General features: G+C 70.1%; 19 protein-coding genes. 9 read left to right on the top strand and 10 right to left on the bottom strand.

Features of this window, described 5'->3' with window-relative positions; all coding sequences use genetic code 11:
- Positions 1-30: 30 nt before the first annotated feature.
- Positions 31-690: a response regulator gene (locus ACSDR0_RS16420; protein WP_435289669.1), complete on the bottom strand. Its 660-nt coding sequence runs from the start codon at positions 688-690 to the stop codon at positions 31-33.
- A 295-nt stretch (positions 691-985) separates the two neighbouring features.
- Between ACSDR0_RS16420 and ACSDR0_RS16415 the strand changes: the two genes are divergently transcribed.
- A complete protein-coding gene (locus ACSDR0_RS16415) occupies positions 986-2,719 on the top strand; it encodes a GAF domain-containing sensor histidine kinase (protein WP_435289668.1) in 1,734 nt (577 codons plus the stop codon).
- Between the two features lie 45 nt (positions 2,720-2,764).
- On the opposite strand, the gene ACSDR0_RS16410 is transcribed toward ACSDR0_RS16415, so the two are convergent.
- Entirely contained in the window at positions 2,765-3,511 is a 747-nt protein-coding gene (locus ACSDR0_RS16410) for a sensor histidine kinase (protein WP_435289667.1), read from the bottom strand.
- 477 nt (positions 3,512-3,988) lie between these two features.
- Between ACSDR0_RS16410 and ACSDR0_RS16405 the strand changes: the two genes are divergently transcribed.
- Positions 3,989-5,311, top strand: coding sequence for a hypothetical protein (locus ACSDR0_RS16405; protein WP_435289666.1), 1,323 nt, complete (start codon positions 3,989-3,991; stop codon positions 5,309-5,311).
- A 22-nt stretch (positions 5,312-5,333) separates the two neighbouring features.
- On the opposite strand, the gene ACSDR0_RS16400 is transcribed toward ACSDR0_RS16405, so the two are convergent.
- The 5 genes from ACSDR0_RS16400 to ACSDR0_RS16380 all read right to left on the bottom strand — a co-directional run bounded on the left by ACSDR0_RS16400 (position 5,334) and on the right by ACSDR0_RS16380 (position 11,762).
- Positions 5,334-6,929, bottom strand: coding sequence for a hypothetical protein (locus tag ACSDR0_RS16400; protein WP_435289665.1), 1,596 nt, complete (start codon positions 6,927-6,929; stop codon positions 5,334-5,336).
- An 800-nt stretch (positions 6,930-7,729) separates the two neighbouring features.
- Complete coding sequence (locus ACSDR0_RS16395) at positions 7,730-7,945, bottom strand: EF-hand domain-containing protein (protein WP_435289664.1); 216 nt, start codon at positions 7,943-7,945, stop codon at positions 7,730-7,732.
- A 417-nt stretch (positions 7,946-8,362) separates the two neighbouring features.
- Positions 8,363-8,719 (bottom strand): four-helix bundle copper-binding protein, encoded by a 357-nt coding sequence (locus tag ACSDR0_RS16390; protein WP_435289663.1) that lies wholly within the window; start codon positions 8,717-8,719, stop codon positions 8,363-8,365.
- Positions 8,720-8,953: 234 nt separating this feature from the next.
- On the bottom strand, positions 8,954-11,230 hold the full coding sequence (secD, locus tag ACSDR0_RS16385) for a protein translocase subunit SecD (protein ID WP_435289662.1): 2,277 nt from the start codon (positions 11,228-11,230) through the stop codon (positions 8,954-8,956).
- 145 nt (positions 11,231-11,375) lie between these two features.
- Positions 11,376-11,762, bottom strand: a complete 387-nt coding sequence (locus tag ACSDR0_RS16380; RefSeq protein ID WP_435289661.1) for a hypothetical protein — start codon at positions 11,760-11,762, stop codon at positions 11,376-11,378.
- Positions 11,763-11,879: 117 nt separating this feature from the next.
- Here ACSDR0_RS16380 and ACSDR0_RS16375 point away from each other — a divergent pair, with 117 nt between their 5' ends.
- Positions 11,880-13,541, top strand: a complete 1,662-nt coding sequence (locus tag ACSDR0_RS16375) for an alpha-amylase family protein (protein WP_435289660.1) — start codon at positions 11,880-11,882, stop codon at positions 13,539-13,541.
- Positions 13,542-13,554: 13 nt separating this feature from the next.
- Here ACSDR0_RS16375 and ACSDR0_RS16370 read toward each other — a convergent pair whose 3' ends face one another.
- Positions 13,555-14,178 (bottom strand): TetR/AcrR family transcriptional regulator, encoded by a 624-nt coding sequence (locus ACSDR0_RS16370; RefSeq protein WP_435289659.1) that lies wholly within the window; start codon positions 14,176-14,178, stop codon positions 13,555-13,557.
- A gap of 80 nt (positions 14,179-14,258) precedes the next feature.
- On the opposite strand from ACSDR0_RS16370, the gene ACSDR0_RS16365 reads away from it, so the two are divergent.
- From ACSDR0_RS16365 to ACSDR0_RS16355, 3 genes are all read left to right on the top strand, one after another.
- Positions 14,259-14,993 carry an SDR family oxidoreductase gene (locus tag ACSDR0_RS16365; protein ID WP_435289658.1) on the top strand — a complete coding sequence of 245 codons (735 nt, stop codon included), beginning with the start codon at positions 14,259-14,261 and terminating at the stop codon, positions 14,991-14,993.
- Positions 14,994-15,209: 216 nt separating this feature from the next.
- Positions 15,210-16,301, top strand: coding sequence for an alanine racemase (locus ACSDR0_RS16360; RefSeq protein WP_435289657.1), 1,092 nt, complete (start codon positions 15,210-15,212; stop codon positions 16,299-16,301).
- A gap of 67 nt (positions 16,302-16,368) precedes the next feature.
- Entirely contained in the window at positions 16,369-16,515 is a 147-nt protein-coding gene (locus ACSDR0_RS16355) for a hypothetical protein (RefSeq protein ID WP_435289656.1), read from the top strand.
- A 6-nt stretch (positions 16,516-16,521) separates the two neighbouring features.
- Here ACSDR0_RS16355 and ACSDR0_RS16350 read toward each other — a convergent pair whose 3' ends face one another.
- Both ACSDR0_RS16350 and ACSDR0_RS16345 read right to left on the bottom strand, forming a co-directional pair.
- A complete protein-coding gene (locus tag ACSDR0_RS16350) occupies positions 16,522-18,387 on the bottom strand; it encodes a CASTOR/POLLUX-related putative ion channel (protein ID WP_435289655.1) in 1,866 nt (621 codons plus the stop codon).
- Positions 18,388-18,909: 522 nt separating this feature from the next.
- On the bottom strand, positions 18,910-19,449 hold the full coding sequence (locus tag ACSDR0_RS16345; protein ID WP_435289654.1) for a DUF4262 domain-containing protein: 540 nt from the start codon (positions 19,447-19,449) through the stop codon (positions 18,910-18,912).
- 164 nt (positions 19,450-19,613) lie between these two features.
- Between ACSDR0_RS16345 and ACSDR0_RS16340 the strand changes: the two genes are divergently transcribed.
- From ACSDR0_RS16340 to ACSDR0_RS16330, 3 genes are all read left to right on the top strand, one after another.
- Positions 19,614-20,396 carry an IclR family transcriptional regulator gene (locus ACSDR0_RS16340; protein WP_435289653.1) on the top strand — a complete coding sequence of 261 codons (783 nt, stop codon included), beginning with the start codon at positions 19,614-19,616 and terminating at the stop codon, positions 20,394-20,396.
- A 65-nt stretch (positions 20,397-20,461) separates the two neighbouring features.
- On the top strand, positions 20,462-21,877 hold the full coding sequence (locus ACSDR0_RS16335) for an aldehyde dehydrogenase family protein (protein WP_435289652.1): 1,416 nt from the start codon (positions 20,462-20,464) through the stop codon (positions 21,875-21,877).
- A complete protein-coding gene (locus tag ACSDR0_RS16330) occupies positions 21,874-23,526 on the top strand; it encodes a sugar ABC transporter ATP-binding protein (RefSeq protein ID WP_435289651.1) in 1,653 nt (550 codons plus the stop codon). Before ACSDR0_RS16335 ends, ACSDR0_RS16330 begins: the two co-directional genes overlap by 4 nt.
- The last annotated feature ends 85 nt before the right edge of the window (positions 23,527-23,611 follow it).

Here is a 23,611-nt window from a genome sequence, read left to right as displayed (position 1 = left end):
GTAAGTCTCCAGAAGTCTCCAGCGAGCCCCTCAGCGGGCTTCGAGGAAGGTCAGCACGGCGAGAACGCGGCGATGGTCGTCTTCCGTCCCCGGTATCCGCATTCTCGCCAGGATGCTGTGCACGTGCTTCTCGACCGTGCCCTCGGTGATCCAGAGTTTGTGCGCTATGCCGGAGTTGGAGCGTCCCTCGGCCATCAAGGCCAGAACCTCGTGCTCACGCGCCGTGAGGAGTTTCAGTGGGTCGTCCCTGCGGTGGGTCCTGATGAGCTCCCGTACGAGACTCGGATCGACGACCGGGCCGCCGTGGACGATGCGCTCGAGCGTCTCCATGAAGTCGTCCACACCGGTCACCCGGCTCTTGAGCAGGTAGCCGACCCGGTGCCCCGTGGCGAGCAGCTCCATCGCCTCCTCCACCTCGATGTGCGCCGACAGCAGGAGGATGCCCGTCTCCGGGAACTCCTCGCGGATCACCCGCGCCGCGTCGAGGCCCTCGTTGGCGTGGGCCGGAGGCATCCGGATGTCGAGAACGACGAGATCGGGCCGGTGCAGCCGGACGAGGGCGAGGATCCCCGCCGCGTCTCCGGCCTGGCCGACGACCTCGAAGCCCGACCGTGACATGAGGCCGGCCAGCCCCTCGCGGAAAAGCACGTCGTCGTCCGCCAGTGCTATTCGTATCCGGTCCCTGTCCACGGCTCCCCCCCTTCGTCACGTATTTACCGTCGGATTTTGGTACAGGAATGGTCATGCGAGATTAAAAGAATTGCATCTCGGCTGCTCCGGGTGGCCCTACACGCGCCTCCCGGCCGGAACACGATCGGAGAGGAGGCGCCAATTCCCTCTTTGACATGCGGGTATCTTAGTACCCATGCGTGAGCGGCTTTTGTTGTCATTGCTGCGCACGAAGCGTTCGCCCCTCGTGGTGGGGGTCATCTGTGGCGCCCTGTGTATCGCGGCGGGAATCCTGCCGGCCCTCTTCCCGGAGCGCGTGACGTCGGGCGATTTCCTGGAAAGGATCCATCTGTTCGCTGTTCCGCTGATCTCGATCAAGTGGGGGCTGGGAGTGGTGACCCTGGCGGCCGGCGCCGTCGCCCTCCACCACCTCGACCTTTCGCCCGTGTGGAGCCTCTCGTACGGGATGCACCGGCTCTGGACCTCGCTCCCGATCCTCGTCATCGTCGGGCTGGTGACCGGCTCGATCGCGGTGCTGGCGCGCTCACTGGGCATCCGGGCGGACAAACGTCGTCGCGAGGCGGATCTCACCGCGCAACTGGCCCACATCCTGTTGCGTACGGAGGACCTGAGGGCGGCGCTGCCACCGGCGTCGCGTCTCCTGGCGCGGGCTCTGGGGGCGCCGAACCTGGAGATCCGGCTTGAGGAGGTCCCCGCGGAAGAGCGCGGAGAGGCGCTCCCGCTCATGGAGAACGAGGCCAGGATCGGCACGCTGCTCCTGCCCGCCCGGGTGCCCATGGCCGTGCGGAAGCGTCTGCGCGAGCGGATGGTGCCCTCCCTGGAGGCGCTGCTGCGGGCCGCCCGTGATCGCGAGAACATCGAGATCGTTCTGGCGTCGAGCCGTGACGAGATCCGCCGGATCGCCCAGGAGCAGGCGGCGCTGCGGCGCGTCGCGACACTCGTGGCGCGGGGCATCTCCTCGGCGGAGCTGTTCAACGCGGTCGCCTTCGAGATGGGCTCCCTCATGAAGGCGGACCACGTCGGGGTCAGCCGCTACGATCCCGGCCACGTGACGGTGGTGGGCTCGTGGAGCGTGCGGGACGGCGCCGAGAGGGTTCTGCCCCTCGGCTCCCGGTGGCCGCTCAGCGAGGTGAGCGTCTCGGCCACCGTGCTGAAGACGGGGCGTCCGACGCGACGGGCGGGTTACGAGGGGAGCGTCGGGAAGGTCGCGACGTGGGCCAGGAAAATGGGGGTCACCTCGGCCGTCGGCTCTCCCATCATCGTCGACGGATGCTTATGGGGCGTGATGCTCGTCTTCTCCAGTGCTCGGGAGCCGAGGTTCGAAGGCGTGGAGAAGCGCATGATGGAGTTCACCGGGCTGGTCGCGACCGCCATCTCGAACGCCCAGGCCCGTGCCGAGCTCGCCGCCTCCCGAGCCAGGGTCGTCGCCGCGTCCGACGAGACCCGCCGGCGCATCGAGCGCGACCTGCACGACGGGGCCCAGCAGCGTCTGGTCTCGCTCGGGCTCGAACTGCGCGCCGCGGAGGCCGGCGTGCCGCCGCCGATGGCCGAGCTCAGGGGAAAGCTGTCCCACGTGGTCCAGGGGCTGACCGGGGTCGTGAACGACCTGCAGGAGCTCTCGCGGGGTATCCACCCGGCGCTTCTCTCGAAGGGCGGCCTCGTGCCCGCGCTGAAGACGCTCGCGCGCCGCTCCGCCGTTCCCGTCGAACTCGACCTGGACCCCGTCCCGCGCCTGCCGGAGCGCGTTGAGGTGGCCATCTACTACACGGCGGCGGAAGCCCTGACCAACGTGGTGAAACACGCGAACGCCTCCGTGGTGTACGTCACCCTGAGGGCGGCCGGAGCGGTCATCCGGCTCTCGGTCCGCGACGACGGGGGCGGGGGAGCCGACTACGGCAAGGGGTCGGGGCTCATCGGGCTCAAGGACCGCGTCGAGACGCTCGGCGGCAGGCTGACGGTCGTGAGCTCCGCGGAGGAGGGGACGTCGCTCTCCGTGACGGTACCGATCGTGACGGTACCGTCCCCGTGACGGTGCCGCCGATCGGCGTCGATGACAGTCGATGTCAGTCGACGTTCAGGGGTGTCCGGACGTCTGGTGATCGGCGAGCGGGAGGCGGAGGACGAACCGCGCGCCGCCCATGGCGGAGTCCTCCACGTCGATGGTTCCTCGATGGGCTTCGGCGATGTCACGGGCGATCGTGAGGCCGAGCCCGGTGCCTCCCCGGTTGCGGCAGCGGGCCGTGTCCAGCCGGGTGAACCGTTCGAAGACCCTTTCCCGGTCGATCGCGGCGATGCCGTCGCCGTCGTCGGTGACGGTCAGCTCGCCGTATTGGCCGCTCCGGCACACCTCGACCAGCACCACGTGCCTGGCGTGGCGCTGGGCGTTGTCCAGGAGATTGGCGAGGAGGCGGGCGATCTCCGAGTCGATGACGTCCACCCTCACCCCGAAGGCGAGCCGCAGCCGTACGGGGACGCCTTTTTCGTGGCGCGAGACCGCGGCCCGGACCATTTCCCCCAGATCCACGTTGACGAGCGCGTCCGGAGTGTTCGCCCCCACCTTCGCCAGCACCAGCAGGTCGGTGACGATCGTCTGGAGCCGCCCGACGCTCTCCAGCGCGTCTCCCAGAAGCTCGTCGAGATCCGTCTCGTCGGGGTGTAGCCGTGCCTCTTCCAGGAGCGTTCTGAGCCCGGCGATCGGGGTGAACAGCTCGTGCGAGGCGTCGGACACGAATCGCCGCTGCTGGGTCAGCGACTGATCGATCCGGCTCCTGGCACTCTCCATCCGGTTCAGCAGATTGCCGGTGGCGAGGGCGAGATGCATGATCTCGTCTGCCCTTGGGAGACCGTGGAACCCATGGCTCAGATCCTTGGCACGCGGCGACATGAGGGTCCGTTTCGGTATGCGTCGATGAGGGCGCTTTCGTCGACGGCGGTGGAATCGCTCACCTGCGGCTCGATGGCCAGGCGGAGCCCTCCCGCCCTAAGTAGTTGCCCATCGCATCATGATGCCGCTCCCACCCCCCGCCGTCTGCGCTGGCAGCCCCCGTATGGCACTTCATGCCAGCTGGGTTCCGGGCATTCCTGCTAGCTGCAATGCCCCGTGGTTCTCCTCCGAACAAGATCCGCCGCCCGGGACCGGTCCACCGGGTGAGGTTGTGGTGTCCAGCGTGATGGCCGATATGGGTTTGGTGGGACATATCGGAATGCTGATGATTCCTTGACTGGGGCTGTCGAGCCCATCGTGATCTGGGTAAAGTGCTGATCGATCGTTTTTGACCAGCTTTTGGGAGTTCAGGACATGCGACTTACTCTGCGCCGGGCTCTCGCCGTGGGCGCCACGCTCGCGCTCGTCGGTGTCATGACACCCGGGGCCGCGTACTCGCAGGACGATCCCCGCAGCTGTGACGACCTGATGGGAGCCGACGCCCCGGCCTTCATCGTGTGCCACTGGCTGGCCAAGCCGGACGAGGCCCTCGGGGTCGCGCTGTTCTGGGGGGCCGACGACAACGCCAACCTCAAGGAGGCCAGCCCGGTCGACGGCAAGTTCATCGACTGCTCGGCCGCCGGATCGGTCTGCCCGGAGGCACCCGGTGGCGGTTCCGAGGGCGACGAGAACTCGCCCTTCCCCGAGGGGGCCGGAGACGGCGGCGCGCCCGAGTGCGAGGCGGGCCAGCCGTGCTCGGTCGACGGGCACGGTGAGGGCGGCGACGGCACGGTCGCCGGATCCGAGCAGACCGGCACCTCCACCCCGACCCCGACCCCGACAGGTGTCCAGGACCCCGCGATCGCGGCCGCGGCGCAGACTCCCACCGGTCAGGCGATCACCGCGGCGAAGGCCGTGCAGCTGAGGGTCTGGATCGACACCGAGCTGGCCGACGACTGGAAGGCCGGCACGGAGACCTTCACCGCCGCCGTCAAGCGCATCGGCGCACTGGCCGCGCGCCCGGAGGTCGCGGGCATCCGGTTCACCTCCCAGCTGGGCTACAACACCACGTTCAAGACGGACGAGGAGATCACCGCGTTCGTCACCGCGGCCTCCGACGCCCTCCGCCAGGCCGCGCCCGGCAAGAGGCTGGGCATCCACACGGTGGTGCCCGAGCTCGCCTGCGGCGCGAACACCACGTGCAAGGCCGAGATGCGCAAGCGGTACCCGCTGCTCGCTCCCGAGAAGATCGAGTCTCCCCTGATCGCGGGCCGCGTCGACCAGCTCTCCCTGGACACCGGCCTGCTGTACGGCGGCTACGACGCCTGGAAGATCAAGGCCGGGCAGGCCCACCTCAACCAGTGGATCCAGGTCCGCGCCCGGTCGTGGGACGTCCTGACCCAGGTCGCCGCCGAGGAGACCGGGCTCGTCGGCCAGGTGACCGCCAACAAGGTCGCGTCCCGGCTGTCGGTGCCCGTCAAGGACGGCGCCGCCCAGCAGGTGAACGTGTGGACCAGCGTCCAGGACGCCCAGGGCGCCGTGAACCGGCTGACCGCCTGGGACCAGCTGAAGAAGCTCCTCCCGATCCAGCGTCGCCTGGCCGCCGTCTACAACCCGGCCAACCCCGAGACGGACATGACCACCGACATCAAGAAGCTCTCCGAGGTCTTCGGCCAGATCTATCTCACGACCGCCTGACATGTCGCGGCCACCTCGGGAGTCACGTGCTCCCGAGGTCGGTGAGGTGCTCCATCGCGGTGAGGTCGATCTCCATGGCGCTCGTTCCCAGGGGCAGGCCCAGCGCCTGAACCGTACCGGCGCGCAGCTCGCCCGCATGACCGAGCACGGTCTGGCCGACCAGTAGTTCCAGGCAGCGTCCGGGCAGCCAGGGGGCGTACTCGGTGGGGCGCGTGACCAGCCCGGCCCCCATGACGTGCGCCGCCGTACGCGCGGCGTCGACCGCGCGGGCCCACGACGACTCGCCGGTCAGGGCTGCGGCGAGGTGGCGGGGCTGGGCGGGGATGGCGGCGTTCAGCGCGTCGAGCTGGTCGTCGGTGGGGCGGTGGTCCGCCCGGAGAAGGGCCGGGGGGCCGGAGCCCGTGAGGGGTGTGAAGACCGCCCCCTGCTCGAAGAGCGCCGGGGCGCGGTTTCCCCGGGTGAGGTTGAGCCCCAGCGCGGCCAGCAGGCCGGGGAGAAGCGTGGTGCGCAGCGAGAGCTCGCGCGGGCCGGTCGGGTTCGTGAGCGTCAGCGTGGCGCGGCGCGGGTCGTCGGGTGCCAGGCCGAAGGCGTCCCACGCGGTGTCCGGGACGAAGGGGAAACCCGGCGTCTCGACGTATCCCGCCCCCGCCAGCGCGTGCCCGATCCGCCGCCGCAGGCTCTGTGACCGGCCCAGCCCTCCACCGGCCTCCCGTCTTCGCGCGTTCCGGGCACCGTGGCCGCCGCGCGCCAGCGGGATGGTTTCCATGTCGGGTACGGCCCGCGCGGCCGGCACGGCCCGCGTCGTGGCCGTTGTCCTGGGCGGGGGAAGAGGCCGGGGCCGTGACCTGCCGGGGGCGAACTCGTCCATTCCAAGGGGGAATCGGATGTCGCCGTCGATGACGTCGCGCATGTCCTTCAGCCCGTGCCGGAGCATCAGCGTGCGCTCGATGCCCATGCCGAAGGCGAAGGCGCCGTATCTGTGCGGATCGACACCGCAGGCGGCCAGCACCCGGGGATGGACCATGCCGCACCCGCCCCATTCGATCCATCCCTCGCCGCCGCACGTCCCGCACGGATCCGTGGGGGCGCCTTCCCAAGGAACCGCGGCGAGGTCTTCCTCCGAGGCGCCACGGCAGACCGTGCACTCCACGTCCACCTCCGCCGAAGGGTCGGTGTAGGCGAACCGGTGGGCGCGGAGCCGGGTCGCCGTGCCCCTGCCGAACATGGAGACGGCGAGGTGGTCGAGGGTCTTCTTCAGGTCGACCATGGTGAGGCCCAGGTCGACGGCGAGGCCCTCGACCTGGTTGAACACCGGGCTGTGGGTGGCGTCGGCCGCGTCGGGACGGAAGGCGCGGCCCGTACAGACCATGCGGAGGGGAGGAGGCGTGCCGAGCATCGCCCGCACCTGCACCGGTGAGGTGTGCGGGCGCAGCACGAGACCCGACCTCCGGCCGGGGGCCGAGGGGTTCTCGACGTAGAAGGCACGCCCGGGAGCACGGGCGGGGTCGCGGTCGTCCATGTTGAGGGCGTCGAAGGCGAACCACTCGGCCTCGACCTCGGGCCCCTCGGCGACGCGGTAGCCGAGGTCGAGGAAGACATCGGTTATCTGCTCGGCCATGACGGTCACCGGATGCCGGGCCCCACGCGAGTCACGCGGCGCGCTCCCGGCGCGGCCGCTGGATGCGCTCCTCATCAACTGCTTCTGCCTTCTTCCTCTGTGGGACGCTTCCCGCGTTTCCCGAGGAGGTCGGCTCCGGAGACGGTCAGGCGAAAGCCGCCGGATCGCCTTGTGGGCGGGATGTGACGGGAAGCGAGCGGAAGCGCGGATCGCGGCGACCGGCCGACCTCATGCCTGAGACGCGAGGCCACCTGCTGGAGGGGGATCGGCGTGCGACGCCCGTTCGGGGACGTCGGCGGTCACACGTCACCCCGAGCCCTCGCTACGCTGCGCGCTGGTATGACTACCCAAAGTTATTGCTCGGTCAATGGTGAGTCAACATGCCGCCAGGTCGGTGGCGGGGGCGTGCCGGGGAGGCGATCAGGCCGTGCGAGGGGGAGATCGGCGGTGTACGTCCGCTTTTTCGGCGAGGATTTTCCGTCGGATTTTCCGGCCGGGGTTTCCGGATCAGGTTTCCGGCGGAGGTTTCCTGTGAGGGCGGCGGAGGTTTTCTGAGGTTTTCCATGGAGGCCGGCCGGGCCCGGGGCGGCCGGGCCCGGGGGCGGCGGGGCCGGAGCCGGTCGGGGCGCCCGGCCTTGGGGGCGGGGTGCCTCGATCGGCTCCGGTTCGTCGACCGGCCTGGATCTTGGGTGTCCGGATCGGGTCCGCTCCGTCACCGGCCCCGGTCCCGGTGTGTCCGGACCGGGGCCTGCGGGTCCGGGCGTTTCCGGGGCCGGTGTGCCCGGATCGGGGCCTGCGGGTCAGCCCGCCCGGGTCTGGGCGAGATAGCCGGCGAACTCCTCCAGGGAGATGAGGCCGTCACTGTCCTGGTCGATCCTGGCGACGGCCGCTGCGGCCGCCTCCGGGGTGATCGGCTCGCCGAGCACCTCCATGAGCCTCGTCAGCTCGGGGATCGAGATGAGGCCGTCACCGTCAACATCAACGATCTTAAAAGTCGTCGCGTAGTCGTCCGCCACGATTGCATCCGCCTTCGGCAGCAGGGAAATCAGACGCCAAGCACACTAGCGGGATTCGGGGCGCTTCCTCCGGCTGAAAGCGGAGGTTTCCAGCCGTCTCGGACCCGACCGGGTTTCCATCGGTCCTGGATGCCGACGGATTTTCAGCCGTCCCGGCCTCCGGTCAGGTTGCCGGATGCCCCTGGCCTCCGGTCGGGTGGCCGGATGCCCCCGGCCTCCGGTCGTCAGGTTGCCGGACGCCCCCGCCCCCGGTCAGGTTTCCGCACGCCACGGACCCTGCCAAGGCAGGGGCGCCGCCGATTCGATCGGCGGCGCCCCCTTCGGCCTCGTGTCCCCTGGCCTCGCCCCGCGTTCCGTCACGTCAACCAGCTGCCGACGTGGACGGCACGGCGAGGACCGGAGGACCGGCCGGACGGTTCAGGCTCGCGCACCGGCCATGGCCTGGCACGCCTCGGCGCACGTCCGGCACGCGGTGGCGCACTCCTTCATCATCGTGTCGCTGCCCATGGTCTGGCACGCCTCGGCGCACTTGTTCGCGGCCTTCGCACATATCGCGGCCATCTCCATCGCCATCGGCGACTGGCGCATCATCATGTCCGCGCACATGCGGGTCATGTCGGCGCAGTCCATGAGCGGGCCCATCATCGCCATGTCGGCGTGCTGGCCCCCCTGCGTAAGGCAGTAGGTCATGGTCTGCTCGCAATGGCTGTGGCTTTCCATGCACGCATCGATGCACTTCCGCATCTGAGGGCTCATCTTTACCGCGTGGCTCATGCTTTCTCCCCGTTTTCGTGACCGCGCCGCTTCAGCGGCCGAAGATCTCGCAACAGTGTTGTGCCCCTGTCGAATGCCGATGCCCACCGGGGAGTTCTGCCTTTAGTCGCGAATGGCAATAGTTTTATGCATAAATTCCCATATGATTTGTAGGATTAGTGGGGAAAAGGGGAGGTGGTCTGATCGCCGTGGTCAAACCACGGCGATCAGACCACCTCCAGGCCATCACCGTCGTCAGACCACCGCGCCCGAACCCTCGCGGGCCGGAGCCGGTCCCTTCCGCTTGGGCCGTGGCGGCGCGCCGGGCCTGCGCTTCTCCAGCTCGATCGCCAGCGGCCCCGCGACCAGCGCGGAGGAGAGCGTGCCGACGACGATCCCGATCAGCAGCGCCACCGCGAAGTCGGTCAGCGAGTCGCCGCCGAGCACCGCCAGCGCGGCCAGGATGAACAGCGCGCCCAGGCCGGTGTTGACCGTGCGGGGGACGGTCTGCAGGATCGCGGTGTTCGTCACCTCGGCGAACGAGGTTTTCGGTCGCGCTCCCCACAGTTCGCGGACCCGGTCGAAGACCACGACCTTGTCGTTGACCGAGTAGCCGATCACGGTGAGCATCGCGGCCAGGAACACCCCGTCCACCGGCTTGTCCAGCCACGCGAACGCGCCGACCACGATCGCCGCGTCGGCCACCAGGGCCAGCACCGCGGCCACCCCGAACGTCCAGCGGAACCGGAAGGCGAGATAGGCGAGCTGCGCGGCGAGCGCGACGCCCAGCGCGATCAGCGCGTTGCGGCGCAGCTCGTCGCCGAGGCTCGGCCCGACGAGCTCGTCACGCTCCTTGGTGACCTGCCCGCCCCCGCTCTCCAGCGCGCCCTCGATCCGCACGACGTCGGCGGGACTGATCTGACCGGTCCGTACGGAGATGTCCTCGCCGGAGGACTGCACCACCGCGTTGGGGAACCCGGCCCCGCTGACGAGTTCGCGGGCGGCGTCGGCGGTCATCGGGGTGCTCGTGGAGTACTCCACGAGCCTGCCCCCGGTGAACTCCACGCCGAAGTTGAGCCCCCGGACCGCCACCCCCGCCACGGACACGGCCACCAGTACGCAGGTGACCCAGAAGTACACCGCGCGGCGGCCCATCAGGTCCGGCCCGTGCGCGTTCAGCCAGGTGCGGACGCGGCCGATGTCGGACAGGCCGGTCAGCCTGGGCCGCGAGGACACGGCCTGGAGGCTCACCGCCCACTGGGCCAGGACGCGCGTGATGACCATCGCGGTGATCAGCGAGGCGATCACACCGATGCTCAGCGTGACGCCGAAACCGCGTACCGGCCCGGACGCCAGGAAGAACAGCAGCCCGGCGGCGAGCAGCGTGGTGATGTTGGAGTCGGCCACCGCGCTCCACGCGTTGCGGAAGCCCTTCTCCAGCGCGCCCCTGAACCCCGGCTCCGCCGCGTACTCCTCCCGCGCCCGTTCGAAGACCAGCACGTTGGCGTCGACCGCCATGCCGATCGCCAGTACGAAGCCCGCCAGTCCCGGCAGGGTGAGCGTGGCGCCGAGCCCGACCATCGCCGCGTACGAGATCAACGCGTAGCAGGTCAGGGCGACGGCGGCGATGAGGCCGACCAGCCGGTAGGTCACGATGATGAACAGCGCGGTGAGCGCGATGCCGATGACCGCAGCCTGGGCGCTGGCCGTGATCGCGGCGGCGCCGAGCGTCGGGCCGACGGTCCGCTGCTCGATGATCTCGACGGGCACCGGCAGCGAGCCGCCCTTGATCAGCAGGGCCAGGTCCGCGGCCTCCTCGGAGGTGAAGGTGCCGGTGATCTGGGTGGAGCCGCCGGGCAGGCCGACGCCGCAGGCCACGCTCTCGTTCACCTGGGGTGAGACGATCACCTTGGAGTCGAGCACGATGGCGATCCTGCGTTTGGGATCGCCCGCCTGGTTGCAGGCGGCCTGGCCGGTCAGCTTGGCCCACTCCGCGCGTCCCGCGTCGCGGAAGTCGACGGTGACGAACCAGCCGCTGCCCTGCTGGGCGTCGATCCCCGCCTCGGCGCCGCTGACGCCGTCACCGGTGAGGGCGGCCGGCCCGATGTGCAGCGGGGCGCCGCTCTCGTCGGGCAGGATCTGCTCGCCCTTCCCCGGCTTGGTCCCGGCCGCCGGGTCGGGGACGCCGAGGACGGAATGGAAGGTGAGCTGCGCGGTCTTGCCGATGACCTCGGCGGCCTTGGTCGGATCCTGCACGCCCGGCAGTTCCACGATGATGCGCCGCTCGCCCGAGCGGGCCAGCGGCGCGTCCGCCACGCCCAGGGCGTCGGCCCGGCGGCGGAGGACCTCAAGGGTGCGGTCGGTGGCCGCGGCGTCGGCCTTGACGGTCGGTGAGTCTCTGGTCTCCAGTACGAGCTGGGTGCCGCCGCGCAGGTCGAGACCGAGGCGCGGGGACATGGTCAGGGCGATGAACAGCGAGGTGGCGATGACGGCGAGTGCCGCCACCGCGCGTACCACCGGGGCACGCGACATGGAAGCCTCCACAGGCTGGGGAATTGTCCTCGGATATGCCGAAAAGGACCTTTCAGGCACGGCGAGCTTTCGGGCACGACGTCTTTCAGGCATGGGAAAGGCGTTTTCCGGGTACGGCGAAGGCCCGGAGTGACTCCGGGGTGGTTCAGCCGGTCGTGGAGGCGGGCGGTGCGCGCCCCGGCCTGACGAGCAGGGCCGCGAGCGGGCGGGTGTCGTCGTCGCGGACCGGGCGCGAGCCCGAGCCGACGGTGAGGGACAGGTGCCGGAGGTCCGCCGGCGGGGTCGCGAGCGGGTGGCCGCCCCCGCCCCCCAGGCCGATGCCGGTGGCGGAGAGGCCGGTGACGAAGGCGTTCCTGTGCCCGCCGTCGGAGACGGGGCGGGCCAGCCGCTGATGCTCACCGGAGGCCTGGGCGACGGTGGCGTGCCGCAGGAGGACGGCGGCGCCGCCCCCGCTCAACCCTCCGGAGACGAGCAGCGGCAGCAGCAGGGTGAGCAGCCAGCCGAAGGGCACACCGCGCCTCAGCTGTCGCATGATCTCCTCCTGGCCGTCCCGTCCACCGTAACGTGCCGGAGGCTTCGCGATCTCGCGGGCGCCGACCCAATGTCAGCGTTATCTCATAAACACACCAAGGGAGGGTAGTGCGGACGCATGCGACTCACCTATACAGCTGATCTGTGGTGGAAGAACGCCGTTGTCTACTGCCTGGACGTGGAGACCTACAAGGACGGGAACGGTGACGGCATCGGTGATTTCCGGGGCCTCACCCAGCAGATCGACCACCTGGACCGGCTCGGGGTGACCTGCATCTGGCTGATGCCGTTCTTTCCCAGCCCCAGCCGCGACGACGGCTACGACATCAGCGACTTCTACTCGGTCGACCCCCGCCTGGGCACCCTCGGCGACTTCGTGGAGTTCATGCGCACCGCCAGGGACCGGGGCATGCGGGTGATCGCCGACCTGGTGGTCAACCACACCTCCGACGAGCACCCCTGGTTCAAGGAGGCCCGCTCCAGCCGCGACTCTCCCAAGCGTGACTGGTACGTCTGGCAGGACGAGCCGGGACCCGTCGACCCCAAGGCGATCGTTTTCCCCGACAAGGAGGACAGCCTCTGGGAGCTGGACAAGAAGACCGGCCAGTACTACTACCACAGCTTCTACAAGTTCCAGCCGGACCTGAACACGGCGAACCCGCAGGTCCGCGACGAGATCGCGCGCATTCTCGGCTTCTGGATGGAGCTCGGCCTGTCCGGCTTCCGGGTGGACGCGGTGCCGTTCCTGATCGAGGGCATCGGCGGCGACCCGCACGAGTTCCTCGCCGACCTGCGCGCCTTCATGAACCGCCGCGACGGTACCTCGATCCTGCTGGGCGAGGTCAACCTGCCCTACCCGGACCTGATGAAGTTCTTCGGTGACGCCGGGAACGGCGACGAGGTCACCATGTGCTTCGACTTCATCGCCATGCAGCGGTTCCACCTGTCGATGGCCCGCCAGAACCCGGAGATCCTCGCCGACGCCCTGCGCGATCGTCCGGAGCCGCCCGACGACTCCCAGTGGGCGATGTTCGTCCGCAACCACGACGAGCTGACCCTGGACAAGCTCACCGAGTCGCAGAAGCACGAGGTCTTCGACGCCTTCGGCCCCGACAAGAACATGCAGGTGTACGACCGGGGCCTGCGCCGCCGCCTTCCCCCGATGCTCGGCGGCGACATGCGGCGCCTCAAGCTGGCCTACAGCGTGCTGTTCTCCATGCCGGGCACCCCGGTGCTCTTCTACGGCGAGGAGATCGGCCTCGGCGAGAACCTGAAGGCCGAGGGCCGGATGGCGGTCCGGGTCCCGATGCAGTGGTCGGCCAAGGGCGGCTTCTCGCCCAATCCGAAGACCAACGTCTCCTCACCCACCGGCAAGTTCGGCCCCCGCAACGTCAACGTCGAGGACCAGCGCCGCGACCCCGACTCGCTGCTCCGGTGGATCATGCTCCTGGTCGAGCGCTACCGGGAGTCGCCCGAGCTGGCCTGGGGCGCGTACGAGATCCTGGACGCCGGTGACGTGGCCGTGCTGGCCCACCGGGCCGACGCCGAGGGCGGCACCATGGTCGCCGTCCACAACTTCGCCGACCGCGAGGCGAAGGTGGATCTCGTGCTCGAAGGTCTCGGCGGCTGCGAGACGCTGGTCGACCTGCTGGTGGACGGCACCCTCGACCTGCCCTCCGACGGCCGGGTGAAGTTCACGCTGGAGCCGTACGGCACCCGCTGGCTCCGCGCCTCCGTCCCCGACGCGGCACCGGAGGAGACCTCGGCCAAGAGCGGATGACCCGACCCGGAGATCACCCCGGACCGCGTCCGGGGTGCCCGTCCGGCGTGCCCTCCCGTTCCCCCGGCCAGGCGAGCATCGCGAACTCCGTGATCCGTTCCAGATCCCGCCGGGTCGCGCCGTCGCGGGCCTGGGTGGACATGCCCTGGACCGTGGCCGCGTAGAACAGGGCGAGGGCTCCGGCGTCGGTGCCCTCGGGGAGCAGGCCCGCCGCCACGTCCGAGGCGATGTGCGCCGCGATCGCGGCCTTGGCGGCCTCCCTGATCCCGCGCATCGCCTCCCGCACGTCGGCCGACTCCGGGCCGCCGTTGACCGCCGCACTGAAGATCAGGCAGCCCGGCGGGTGCCCGGGGTCGGTGTAGTTGACCGCCGCCTCGCGCAGCATCCTGGCGATCGCCGCCCGCGCGGTCGGCTCCTCGGCCAGCGCCCGCGCGGAGAAGTCCTGCTTCCTGTAGCGCTCGACGACCTCCTCGAACAGGTGCCGCTTGTCGCCGAAGGCGGCGTACAGGCTGGGCGGGCGGATGCCCATGGCGGCGGTGAGGGAGGCGATGGAGGTGGCCTCGTAGCCGTGCCGCCAGAACTCCAGCAGCGCTATCTCCAGCACGGTGTCGCGGTCGAAGGCTCGCTTCCTGCTCACCGGACCATTGTATAGCGATCGCTAAAAAATCCTGCTACGGTTCGATTTTGTAGTGATCGCTATAAAATATTGGAGGCGATGTGAGAACCGCGCTGGTGACGGGTGCGAGCAGAGGGATCGGCAGGGCGATCGCCCTGCGGCTCGGGCGCGAGGAGGTCCGGGTGGCCGTCCACTACGCCAGGGACGAGGCGGCGGCCGGGGAGGTCGTCACGGCGATCACCGAGGCCGGGGGAGAGGCGTTCCCCGTCCGGGCGGAACTCGGTGTGGAGGGGGACGTGGAGACGCTCTTCACCGCCCTGGAGAAGGAGGTGGACGGGCTCGACATCCTCGTCAACAACGCGGGGATCATCGTCCCCGGCGGCATCTCGGAGGTCACGCCGGAGGCCTACGACAGGATGTTCGCCGTCAACGTCAGGGCGCCGTTCTTCATCATCCAGCGGGCGCTGCCGCTCCTGCGCGACGGCGGGCGCGTCGTCACCATCGGCTCCGGCGTGACCAGGATCGCCTTCCCCCAGAGTCCCGCCTACGCCGCGACCAAGGGGGCGATGGAGGTGCTGAACCGGACGCTGGCCAAGGAACTCGGTCCGCGCGGGATCACGGTGAACTCGGTCTCGCCGGGCGTCACCGACACCGACATGAACGCGGGCTGGCTGCGCGGCGACCCGGAGGCCCGGGCGTACGCGGCCGGGCAGTCCGCCCTCGCCAGGGTCGGTGCCCCGGAGGACGTCGCCGACGTCGTCGCCTTCGTGGTCTCCGACGACGCCCGCTGGGTCACCGGAACCACCCTCGACGCCACCGGCGGCTCCGGACTCTGAGCCCTCTCCGGCATTCCCGGCCCGCCGCGCCGTCGACTTTCCCTCGACATGGTCCCGTATCGGTGAACCGCCAGGACGAAGCGTGTTGGATGTTCATCACAGCGATCAGTTCGCGGACGAGGAGGTGGCCGAGGTCACGCCCGCGTACCGGCCGATCGTCGAGACCTGGTTCTCGCTCGTCTGACGTCCAGCACCGCCAAGATCGGAGAGAACGCAGTGACAGCCACAGTCGCGGCGCAGCCGCAGACCTCGGAGTCGTTCCTGGCCGGGCCGCTGCCCGCGTACGTCTACGACCTGGTCGAACTCGGCGCCCACGTCAGGGACGTCCGCGCCGCGCTGGGGGACGTCGAGCTGTACTACGCCGTGAAGGCCAACCCCGACCCGGAGCTGATGCGGACGATCGCCCCGTACGTGGACGGCTTCGAGGTCTCCTCGGGAGGCGAGCTCGCGCACGTGCGGGAGCACTTCCCGGGGACGCCGGTCGCGCTGGGCGGGCCGGGCAAGACGGACGCCGAGCTGTTCGGCGACGTGACCCGCCTGCACGTCGAGAGCCCCGGCGAGCTGCGCCGCCTGCTCGCGTCCGGCCACCCGGCGGACGTGTTGCTGCGGGTCAACCTGGACATCCCGATCGAGGGGGCCTCGCTGGCGATGGGCGGCGGAGCCACGCCGTTCGGGATGGACCCGGCGGGGATCGCCGAATGCGTCGCCCTGCTGGAGCCCCAGAGTGCCGTACGGCTGCACGGGATCCACGCCCACCTGGCCAGCGGGCTCGACGCGCCCCGGATGCTGGAGCTGGCGGCGGCCGTCCTGGACTACGCGCGGACGCTGGGGATGAGCGAGATCAACCTCGGCGGCGGCATGGCCGTCTCCTACGCCGATCCCGGCGACCGGTTCGACTGGACGGCCTACGGCAGGGGCCTGGCCGGGCTACGCCGTCCCGGCGAGACGCTCCGCGTCGAACCGGGACGCTCGCTGACCGTCTACTGCGGGAGGTACGTGACGCGCGTCATCGACGTCAAACGCGTCCACGGCGAGCTGTTCGCGGTGGTGGCGGGCGGGACCCACCACATCCGCACCCCCGCCACCAAGGGGCACGACCAGCCCCTGATCATGACGGAGGCCGGTGAGCCGATCACGATCGTCGGCCAGCTCTGCACCCCCAAGGACGTCCTGGCCCGCCGGGTCCCCATCGCTCTCAAGCCCGGCGACCTGGTGGAGTTCACGATGGCGGGCGCCTACGCCTGGAACATCTCCCACCACGACTTCCTGATGCACCCGAAACCGAGCTTCCACTATCTGAGCCGATAGGAACCGGCGGGCCCGGGGCCGGAGAAAGACCCCGGCCCCGGGTAGGAGAACGCCTTCCGATACGCATATGCTGCGCATCGTCGTTTTCATGTGTCAGGCAGTGCCCATCCAGAGGGAGAAGCTCACCGTGTACAAGGAGTTCGCGATCGAGGCCGTGGTCTGGATCATCCCCGTCGCCGTGCTGCTCGGGCTCGCTTTCATGATCACTGCCTGACCTGGATCAGCGCTCGGCCAGGACGATCACCGAGTCGCCGGGGCCGAGGCGCAGCGGTCGCGACTTGTCCGGATTGAGGACGACGCCGAAGTGAGGCGCCTCGTTCACGCGGTCCGCCAGGCGGTAGCCGATCGCGGTCTCGCCGCGGCGCCGGGCCGACTCGATCACCGAGGCGAAGTCGACCGGCGCCCCCGGGCGGACGTACCGCTCCGCGGGGCGAGGGTAGATCTCCGACCCCCGCGAGTCGAAGAGCTGGCCGAACAGCTCGGCCAGGTGCCGGTTCTCGGCGATCTGGGCCAGCAGCAGGCCGATCACCGTGTCGCTGATCACGATGTCGTCGGCCTTGGTGACCTCGGCCAGGCTCCGGTTGTTCTCGTCGTGCATCTCGCTGACGATGGAGTATCGCTCGCCGAGTGAGGACTGCATGTCGCGCAGCTGGAGCAGGATCATGAGGGTGCGCGTGTCGGCGTGGCCGGGGCTGTAGCGGTCGTCGGAGAGCACGATCACGTGCTGGTAGACGCCCAGGCCGAGCGACTCCAGCGCGTAGCGGTCGGAGGTGTCGCACTCCTTGACATTGACCGTGAGGTTGGACAGCCGCTCGAAGTCGGCCGTCGCGTCGGGGTGGTCGGAGGCGATGTCCAGGACCGAGCCCGGCGCGACGTAGGCGTTGAGATAGCGGATGATCTGGCGGCCCCGGCCGTTCCAGTTGAGGACCAGGGTGCGCTCGGGACCCGGCCTGGTGTGCTCGACCGAGACGATCGACTCCTCACGGGCCGAGGGCATGCCGGCGGACAGGTGGATCATCGAGTCGTCGTGGGCGATCACGATGATCTCGTCCGAGGCGGAGATCACGGTGCTCATGGGCGGGTTCAGCATGACTGCGTCGGCCCGGCGCAGCCCGATCACCGTGGCGGTCTGGTACGCCGGGAGCACCTCGCCGTACGTCATGCCGGTGAAGTCGGGGTCGGAGCGCAGATAGATCTCCCCGTCGCTGAAGTTGAGCAGGTCCATGCAGACCACGGACATGCCCGACTGCCGCGACGACTGCACGATGAGCCGGGAGGCGGTGTCGTCGGAGTCGACGAGGTGGACGTCGGGACCGCCCGCGAGACGCGCGGCGGCCATGTTGGAGCTCTCGGCGATGGCGGCCACCACCGGCGGGTGACCGCCGGGCCGTTTGGCCAGGGCGAGCAGCGTCTTGATGACGTGCGCGTCGGGGTCCTCACCCTGCGGGGAGAGGACGACCACCGAGCGGGCCCCGGCCAGGTTCATCAGGTCGAGGTCGGTCGGCTCCGCGGGCCGTCCGGTCCGGCAGACCAGCCTGGTCCTGCCGGTGTCGCCCGCGAACTGCCGGATCTCGTCCTCCATGGCGAGCTTGTCCTTGTCGGCGAGGATCGCGATGACCGACCTGCGGCCGCTCGCGTGCGCCTGGACCAGCTCGCTGACGATCGTGAAGACCTGCTCCGACCAGCCCAGGACCACGATGTGGCCGGTCTCGATGATCCGGGACCTGCCCTTGCGCAGCTCCTCGAACCTGCTCTTGAGATCGTTGGAGAGGACGCCGACCAGGGCGCTGACGATGAAGATCCCGCCCAGTGACGCGGCGAACATCAGGGCGATGAACGGCGCGCTGCCGGTGTCGCTGGCCACCTTCCCCGGGCTCAGCGCGCGCATCAGCGTCATCCACAGCATGCCGGGCGCACCGTTGTGCTTCGCGGCCTCGTCGGGAGTCAGCCACAGGCCGAGCGCCGTGACCAGCAAGATCAGGCCGAGGGATATGAGGGCGAGCCACCCGATCAGCGCGGTCGTCCCCCGGGACATGGTGTTGTCGAACCAGTAACGCAGGCGTTCTCGGAACGTCGCCCCTGGCATAGAATTCCTCCCCCGTCGGTAAAGCACAGTCGACGATTGTACAAAAATTACAGGTCATCGCGGGGGCGGTCGGCCGGGCGGCCCGCGTGACCGGCGGGCGGACAATCACGAAAAAACGGTTATTTCCGGACATGTTTGACCAAAAGTCGTCATCCTGGTCAGCGTCGGTGGCGGCCATTTCTTTTGGTGAAATCCGGCACCGACACCGGCGGGAGTGAGTCCGGTCCTTTTTCGGAGATTCCGGCGCCGGGGAGAGGGTGCTCGGTCCTTTTCGCCGGCTCCCGGGCCGGTGGGTCCGGAGCGGGTGAGGGGGCGTTCGGCCGCGGCCCGTCCCGAGGTGTCGTCGGGCCCCCGGGGCCGGTCGGATGGTCGCCCTGGCGCCGCTTCACGGGCCGGGAACGGGCGGGGTGCGGTCAGGACGGGGCGGGGGCGGGGCGCGGCTGGGACGGGGCGGGAACGGGAACGGGCGAGGTGCGGCCAGGGCGGGGTGGGGCGGGAGCGGGGCCGGGGTGAGGGGCGGGGTCAGGGGAGTTTGGTCCAGGGGCCCGGGGCGTGGTCGTCCTTCGGGATCCACAGCGCGGGCTGAAGCTCGCGGAGCCGCGGGGCGCAGCCGTCGTTCCAGGGGAAGCGGCTCGCGGCGTCCGGCCAGACGACCTCCATGAAGGGCAGCGGGGGCCGCTGGTAGAAGTGCAGCGCCGTGCCGAACAGCGACCGGTACCAGCTCGTGTCCACCGTTTTCACGACGACCGGATAGTTCCTGATCACGTCGTCCCGCTCCCGGTCCTCAACCAGGTGACGCCCGGCGGCGATCTCGTCGGCCAGGGTGTCGAGGCAGTTGCCCATCACGTCCACGTGAAGACCGAACATGGCCACCTCGGGGGAGCGGAGCGTGTGCCACAGCCCGACGGTGAACGCCCAGCCCGGCCCGTACTCGTCCCCCGGGACCATGACGACCGCCCACCCGCGGTCCCGGACGCTCCGCATCGTCCGGAGGCCGGCCTCGTCGAGTTCCACCTCCTGCTCGACGCACAGCAAACAGTTGCACAGGCTCTGGTGGGACATGTGCCTGATCGTAGTGCTTTGTGGTCGTTCATACCTACAAGTCCGACCACACCTGCCTCACTCCGCACCGGGGGTATTTGTGCGTGAGGGTTGACAGCCGTTATCGCCGATGTAACTATCGCAAAAATCTTACAAATATCTGAAAATAGATTCGAGTAACTCGAATGAAGAGCGGTAGGAAATCATCAAGCGTCGACAAGGCATTTGAGTTGATCAGTGCCGTTTCCGGGAGCGGTCAGTCCGGAATGACCCTGGGCGAACTCGCGGCGCACACCGGCGTCGCCCTCAGCACCGCCCATCGCTATGCCATCTCGCTGCTGGAACTGGGTGTCCTGGAGCGGGACGCCACCGGTGCCTTCCGGCTCGGCGTCACCCTCATCACCCTGGCCGGGCGCTATCTGGAGGAGGACGGGCTCCGCGCCGCGGCCCAGCCGTACCTGGCCGAACTGGTCGAGATCAGCGGTGAGACCGTTCACCTCGGGGTCCCGGTGGGCCACCACATCGTCTACGTCGACAAGGTGGAGAGCGCCAAGTCGGTGCGCCTGGTCTCGCGGATCGGCAGCCGCGTGCCGCTGCACTGCACCGCGATGGGCAAGGCGGTCCTCGCCTTCCTGGACGAGCCGCGCCGCGCCGAGATCCTGGCCGCGCAGACGGAGCCCCGCACCCCCAGAAGCCTCAGCGGCGACGCGCTGCTCGCCGAGCTCGACACCGTACGCGACCAGGGCTTCGCGATCGACGACGAGGAGAACGAGGAGGGGGTGCGCTGCATCGGCCTGCCGATCATGAACGCCTCGGCCCGCCCGGTGGGGGCGTTCAGCGTGTCCGCGCCGGCCGGACGGTTCAGCCTCGGCGACTGCCACCGCCTGGCGCCGGTCGCGCTCGGGATGGCCGCGGACATCGGCCGCCGCATCGGCTACGCCGCCCCCAGAACCCGCAAACCCGCCTGATCTTCCCCTTTCCAAAGGGTCGTGAAGCTCGTAACGCAAGGCTTGCATGGAAGGAAGTGCAACGAATGTCCGCTCTCACCTCGCCGGACGCCTCCGTCATCACCGTCAGAAACCCCGGCACCGGCGAGCGGCTCGGGGAGGTGGAGGCGGCGAGCGCGGAGCGGGTGGCCGCGGTGGTCGAGGCCGCGCTGGAGGGCCAGCGGGCGATGGCCGCCATGCCCGCCCACGAGCGCGCGGACCTCCTGCGCCGGGTGGCCGACCTGATCGAGGCCGAGCGCGACAGCCTCGCCACGCTGCTCGCCGCCGAGAACGGCAAGCCCGTGCAGCAGACCCGGGGCGAGGTCGACGCCGCGATCCGGATCTTCCGCGGGTACGCGGGCGAGGCCACCAGGCTCTTCGGCCGCCAGATCCCGCTCGACGCCGTGCCCGGCCTGGAGCGGCACCTCGCGGTGACGATGCGCGAGCCCCTCGGCGTCGTCGCTGCGCTGGTCCCGTTCAACTACCCGGTCGAGCTGTACGCGCACAAGGCCGCCGCGGCCCTCGCCGCGGGCAACGCCGTCGTCGTCCAGCCGCCCGCCCGCTGCCCGCTGGCCCTGGTCAGGGTGGCCGAGCTCGTCGAGCGGGCCGGCGCGCCCGCCCACGCCCACCAGCTGGTCGCCGGAGGCGTCCAGGTGTCCCAGGCACTGGCGCAGCTCCCCGGGATCGCGGCGGTGACCCTCACCGGCAGCACCGCGGCGGGCCGCGAGATCGCCCGCCTCGGGGCCGCGACCCTGAAGAAGGTCTTCCTGGAACTCGGCGGGAACGACGCGCTCATCGTCTGCGACGACGCCGACGCAGAGGAGGCCGCCCGCGCCGTCGTACTCGGCCGCCTGGCCAGGGGAAACGGGCAGATCTGCTGCGCGGTCAAGCGCGTCTACGTCCAGGACGGCATCCACGACGCCTTCGTCGAGTCGCTGCTCGGCCAGACGGCCAAGCTGTCCGTCGGCGACCAGCTGCTTGAGGAGACCGACGTCGGCCCCCTCATCGCCGAGGAGGCCGCCGAGCGGGTCGAGGCCGCCGTCGGCAGGCTCGTCGGGGACGGCGCCAGGCTCGCAGCCGGGGGCGGCAGGCGCGGCGCGTTCGTCGACCCGGTCGTGCTGGTCGACGTGCCCGCCACCAGTCCCACCCTCGCCGAGGAGATCTTCGGCCCGGTGGCGCCCGTCGCCCGCTTCTCCGACCCCCTCGACGCGGTGCGGATGGCCAACGAGTCCCCGTACGGCCTGCACGCCGCGGTCTTCACCCGGGACGTCTCGCGGGCGTTCGCCATCGCGCGGCGCCTCGACGTCGGCGGGGTCGTCATCAACGGCTCGACCGCGCTGCGCGCCGAGAACCTGCCGTTCGGCGGTACCAAGGACACCGGGGGCTACCGCGAGGGCCTGCACGAGACGGTCCTCGACTTCACCCGGCAGAAGACGGTCGTCGTCATGGAGGCGTTCGGATGAGCCTGGAGCTCCGGGGCGTCCGCAAGGACTACGGCGGCGTCGAGGTGCTGCACGGGGTGGACCTCGTGGGCCACCCCGGCGAGGTCCTCGCCGTGGTCGGCGCGAACGGAGCCGGCAAGTCGACCCTGATCAGGATTCTCGCCGGAGCCCAGCCCATGAGCGCGGGCGAGATGTGGATGGACGGCGAGCGGGTCGAGCTGCGCTCGCCGCACGACGCGCACGCCCGGGGCATCCGTACCGTCTACCAGGAGCTGACCCTGGTACCCCAGCTGTCGGTCACCGAGAACCTGCTGATGGGGCACTTCCCCAAAAGGCGCGGCGGGCTCATCGACTGGGCGGCGGCGCACGCGCGCGCCGGGGAGCTGCTGGAGAGCATCGGCTTCGGCGCGATCGACCCGCGCACCGTCGCGGGCCGCCTGACGGTGGCCAGGCAGCAGATGGTGGAGATCGCCAAGGCGCTGGTGGACGAGCCGCGCGTGCTGGTGCTCGACGAGCCCTCGGCGGTGCTGGCCGGAAGCGACCTTGAGTCGCTGTTCGCGCTGATCAGACGGTTGCAGGAACGCGGTGTGCTGGTCGTCTACGTCTCCCACCGGCTCGCGGAGGTCCTGGAACTGGCCACCTCGATCGTGGTGATCAAGGACGGCAGGATCGTCGAGACGACCGAACCCGCCCGTACGGACGAGAACGAGCTGATCCGCCTCATGGCGGGCCGCCGCCTCGAACAGATCTACCCCGACCGCCGCGCGGGGCACGGCGAGGTGCGGCTCAGCGTCTCCGGGCTCACTCGCGGGGGTGAGTTCGAGGACGTCTCGTTCTCCGTGCGCTCGGGGGAGATCGTCGGACTGTTCGGCCTGGTCGGCTCCGGCCGCAGCGAGCTGGCCCGGTGCGTCTTCGGCGCCGAGCCCGCGTCCGCGGGCCAGGTGCGCGTCGGACCCGGCGCCGAATCCCCGTCCCTGTCCCTGTCTCCGTCCCCGTCCTCGGCCTCGTCCCCATCTTCACGCTCGTCCTCGTCCGGGGGCCGGACGCGTGCCGGGTCGGGCGCGGGTTCGGGTTCGGGGACGGGCGCCGAGCCTGCGGGCCGGGCACGCGGCCGGTCCGGGGCCGTCGGCTTCCGTACGCCGGCCGAGGCCATCGCGGCCGGGCTCGCCCTCGTCACCGAGGACCGCAAGCGCACCGGCCTGGTGCTCGGCATGAGCGTGCTCGACAACATCACGCTCACGACCCTGTACTCGGCCACCCGGGGCCCGCTGATCGACATGGGCCGCAGGCGCGGGAACGTCGCCGAGATGATCGACCGGCTGGGCATCCAGCCCTCGGGCTGCGCCTCGATGCCGGTGGTCAACCTCAGCGGCGGCAACCAGCAGAAGGCCGTACTCGCCAAGTGGCTGCTGGCCGAGCCGCGCGTGCTCATCCTCGACGAGCCGACCCGCGGTGTGGACATGGCGGCCAGGGTCGACATCTACCGCATGATCGACGACCTCGCCCGGCAGGGCCTCGCCGTCCTGCTCATCTCCTCGGACCTGACGGAGGTGCTCGGCGCCACCGACCGGGTGCTCGTGATGAACCAGGGGCGCATCACCGGCGATCTGCGCTCGGACCAGACCACGGAGGACGAGATCCTCGCCCACTCGATCGGGCGGACCGCATGACCCGCCCAGCCCGGAGGGACAGAATGACCCGGCCAGCCCGGAGTGACCGTATGACCTGGCGGGCCCGGAAAGATGGGACGACCCG

The organism is Streptosporangium sp. G11, assembly GCF_051192615.1.
In the GTDB taxonomy this organism is placed as follows: domain Bacteria; phylum Actinomycetota; class Actinomycetes; order Streptosporangiales; family Streptosporangiaceae; genus Streptosporangium.
The sequence above is the reverse complement of the archived record's forward strand: the minus strand, read 5'-3'. Positions and strand labels throughout refer to the sequence as shown.

What these genes read in the sequence shown, in the direction of transcription:
- ACSDR0_RS16410 (WP_435289667.1), bottom strand. Translation starts at nt 3,511, where the DNA reads ATGCATCTCGCCCTCGCCACCGGCAATCTGCTGAACCGGATGGAGAGT.
- ACSDR0_RS16405 (WP_435289666.1), top strand. Translation starts at nt 3,989, where the DNA reads ATGCGACTTACTCTGCGCCGGGCTCTCGCCGTGGGCGCCACGCTCGCG.
- ACSDR0_RS16400 (WP_435289665.1), bottom strand. Translation starts at nt 6,929, where the DNA reads ATGGCCGAGCAGATAACCGATGTCTTCCTCGACCTCGGCTACCGCGTC.
- ACSDR0_RS16390 (WP_435289663.1), bottom strand. Translation starts at nt 8,719, where the DNA reads ATGAGCCACGCGGTAAAGATGAGCCCTCAGATGCGGAAGTGCATCGAT.
- secD (WP_435289662.1), bottom strand. Translation starts at nt 11,230, where the DNA reads ATGTCGCGTGCCCCGGTGGTACGCGCGGTGGCGGCACTCGCCGTCATC.
- ACSDR0_RS16380 (WP_435289661.1), bottom strand. Translation starts at nt 11,762, where the DNA reads ATGCGACAGCTGAGGCGCGGTGTGCCCTTCGGCTGGCTGCTCACCCTG.
- ACSDR0_RS16375 (WP_435289660.1), top strand. Translation starts at nt 11,880, where the DNA reads ATGCGACTCACCTATACAGCTGATCTGTGGTGGAAGAACGCCGTTGTC.
- ACSDR0_RS16355 (WP_435289656.1), top strand. Translation starts at nt 16,369, where the DNA reads ATGCTGCGCATCGTCGTTTTCATGTGTCAGGCAGTGCCCATCCAGAGG.
- ACSDR0_RS16350 (WP_435289655.1), bottom strand. Translation starts at nt 18,387, where the DNA reads ATGCCAGGGGCGACGTTCCGAGAACGCCTGCGTTACTGGTTCGACAAC.
- ACSDR0_RS16345 (WP_435289654.1), bottom strand. Translation starts at nt 19,449, where the DNA reads ATGTCCCACCAGAGCCTGTGCAACTGTTTGCTGTGCGTCGAGCAGGAG.
- ACSDR0_RS16340 (WP_435289653.1), top strand. Translation starts at nt 19,614, where the DNA reads ATGAAGAGCGGTAGGAAATCATCAAGCGTCGACAAGGCATTTGAGTTG.
- ACSDR0_RS16335 (WP_435289652.1), top strand. Translation starts at nt 20,462, where the DNA reads ATGTCCGCTCTCACCTCGCCGGACGCCTCCGTCATCACCGTCAGAAAC.
- ACSDR0_RS16330 (WP_435289651.1), top strand. Translation starts at nt 21,874, where the DNA reads ATGAGCCTGGAGCTCCGGGGCGTCCGCAAGGACTACGGCGGCGTCGAG.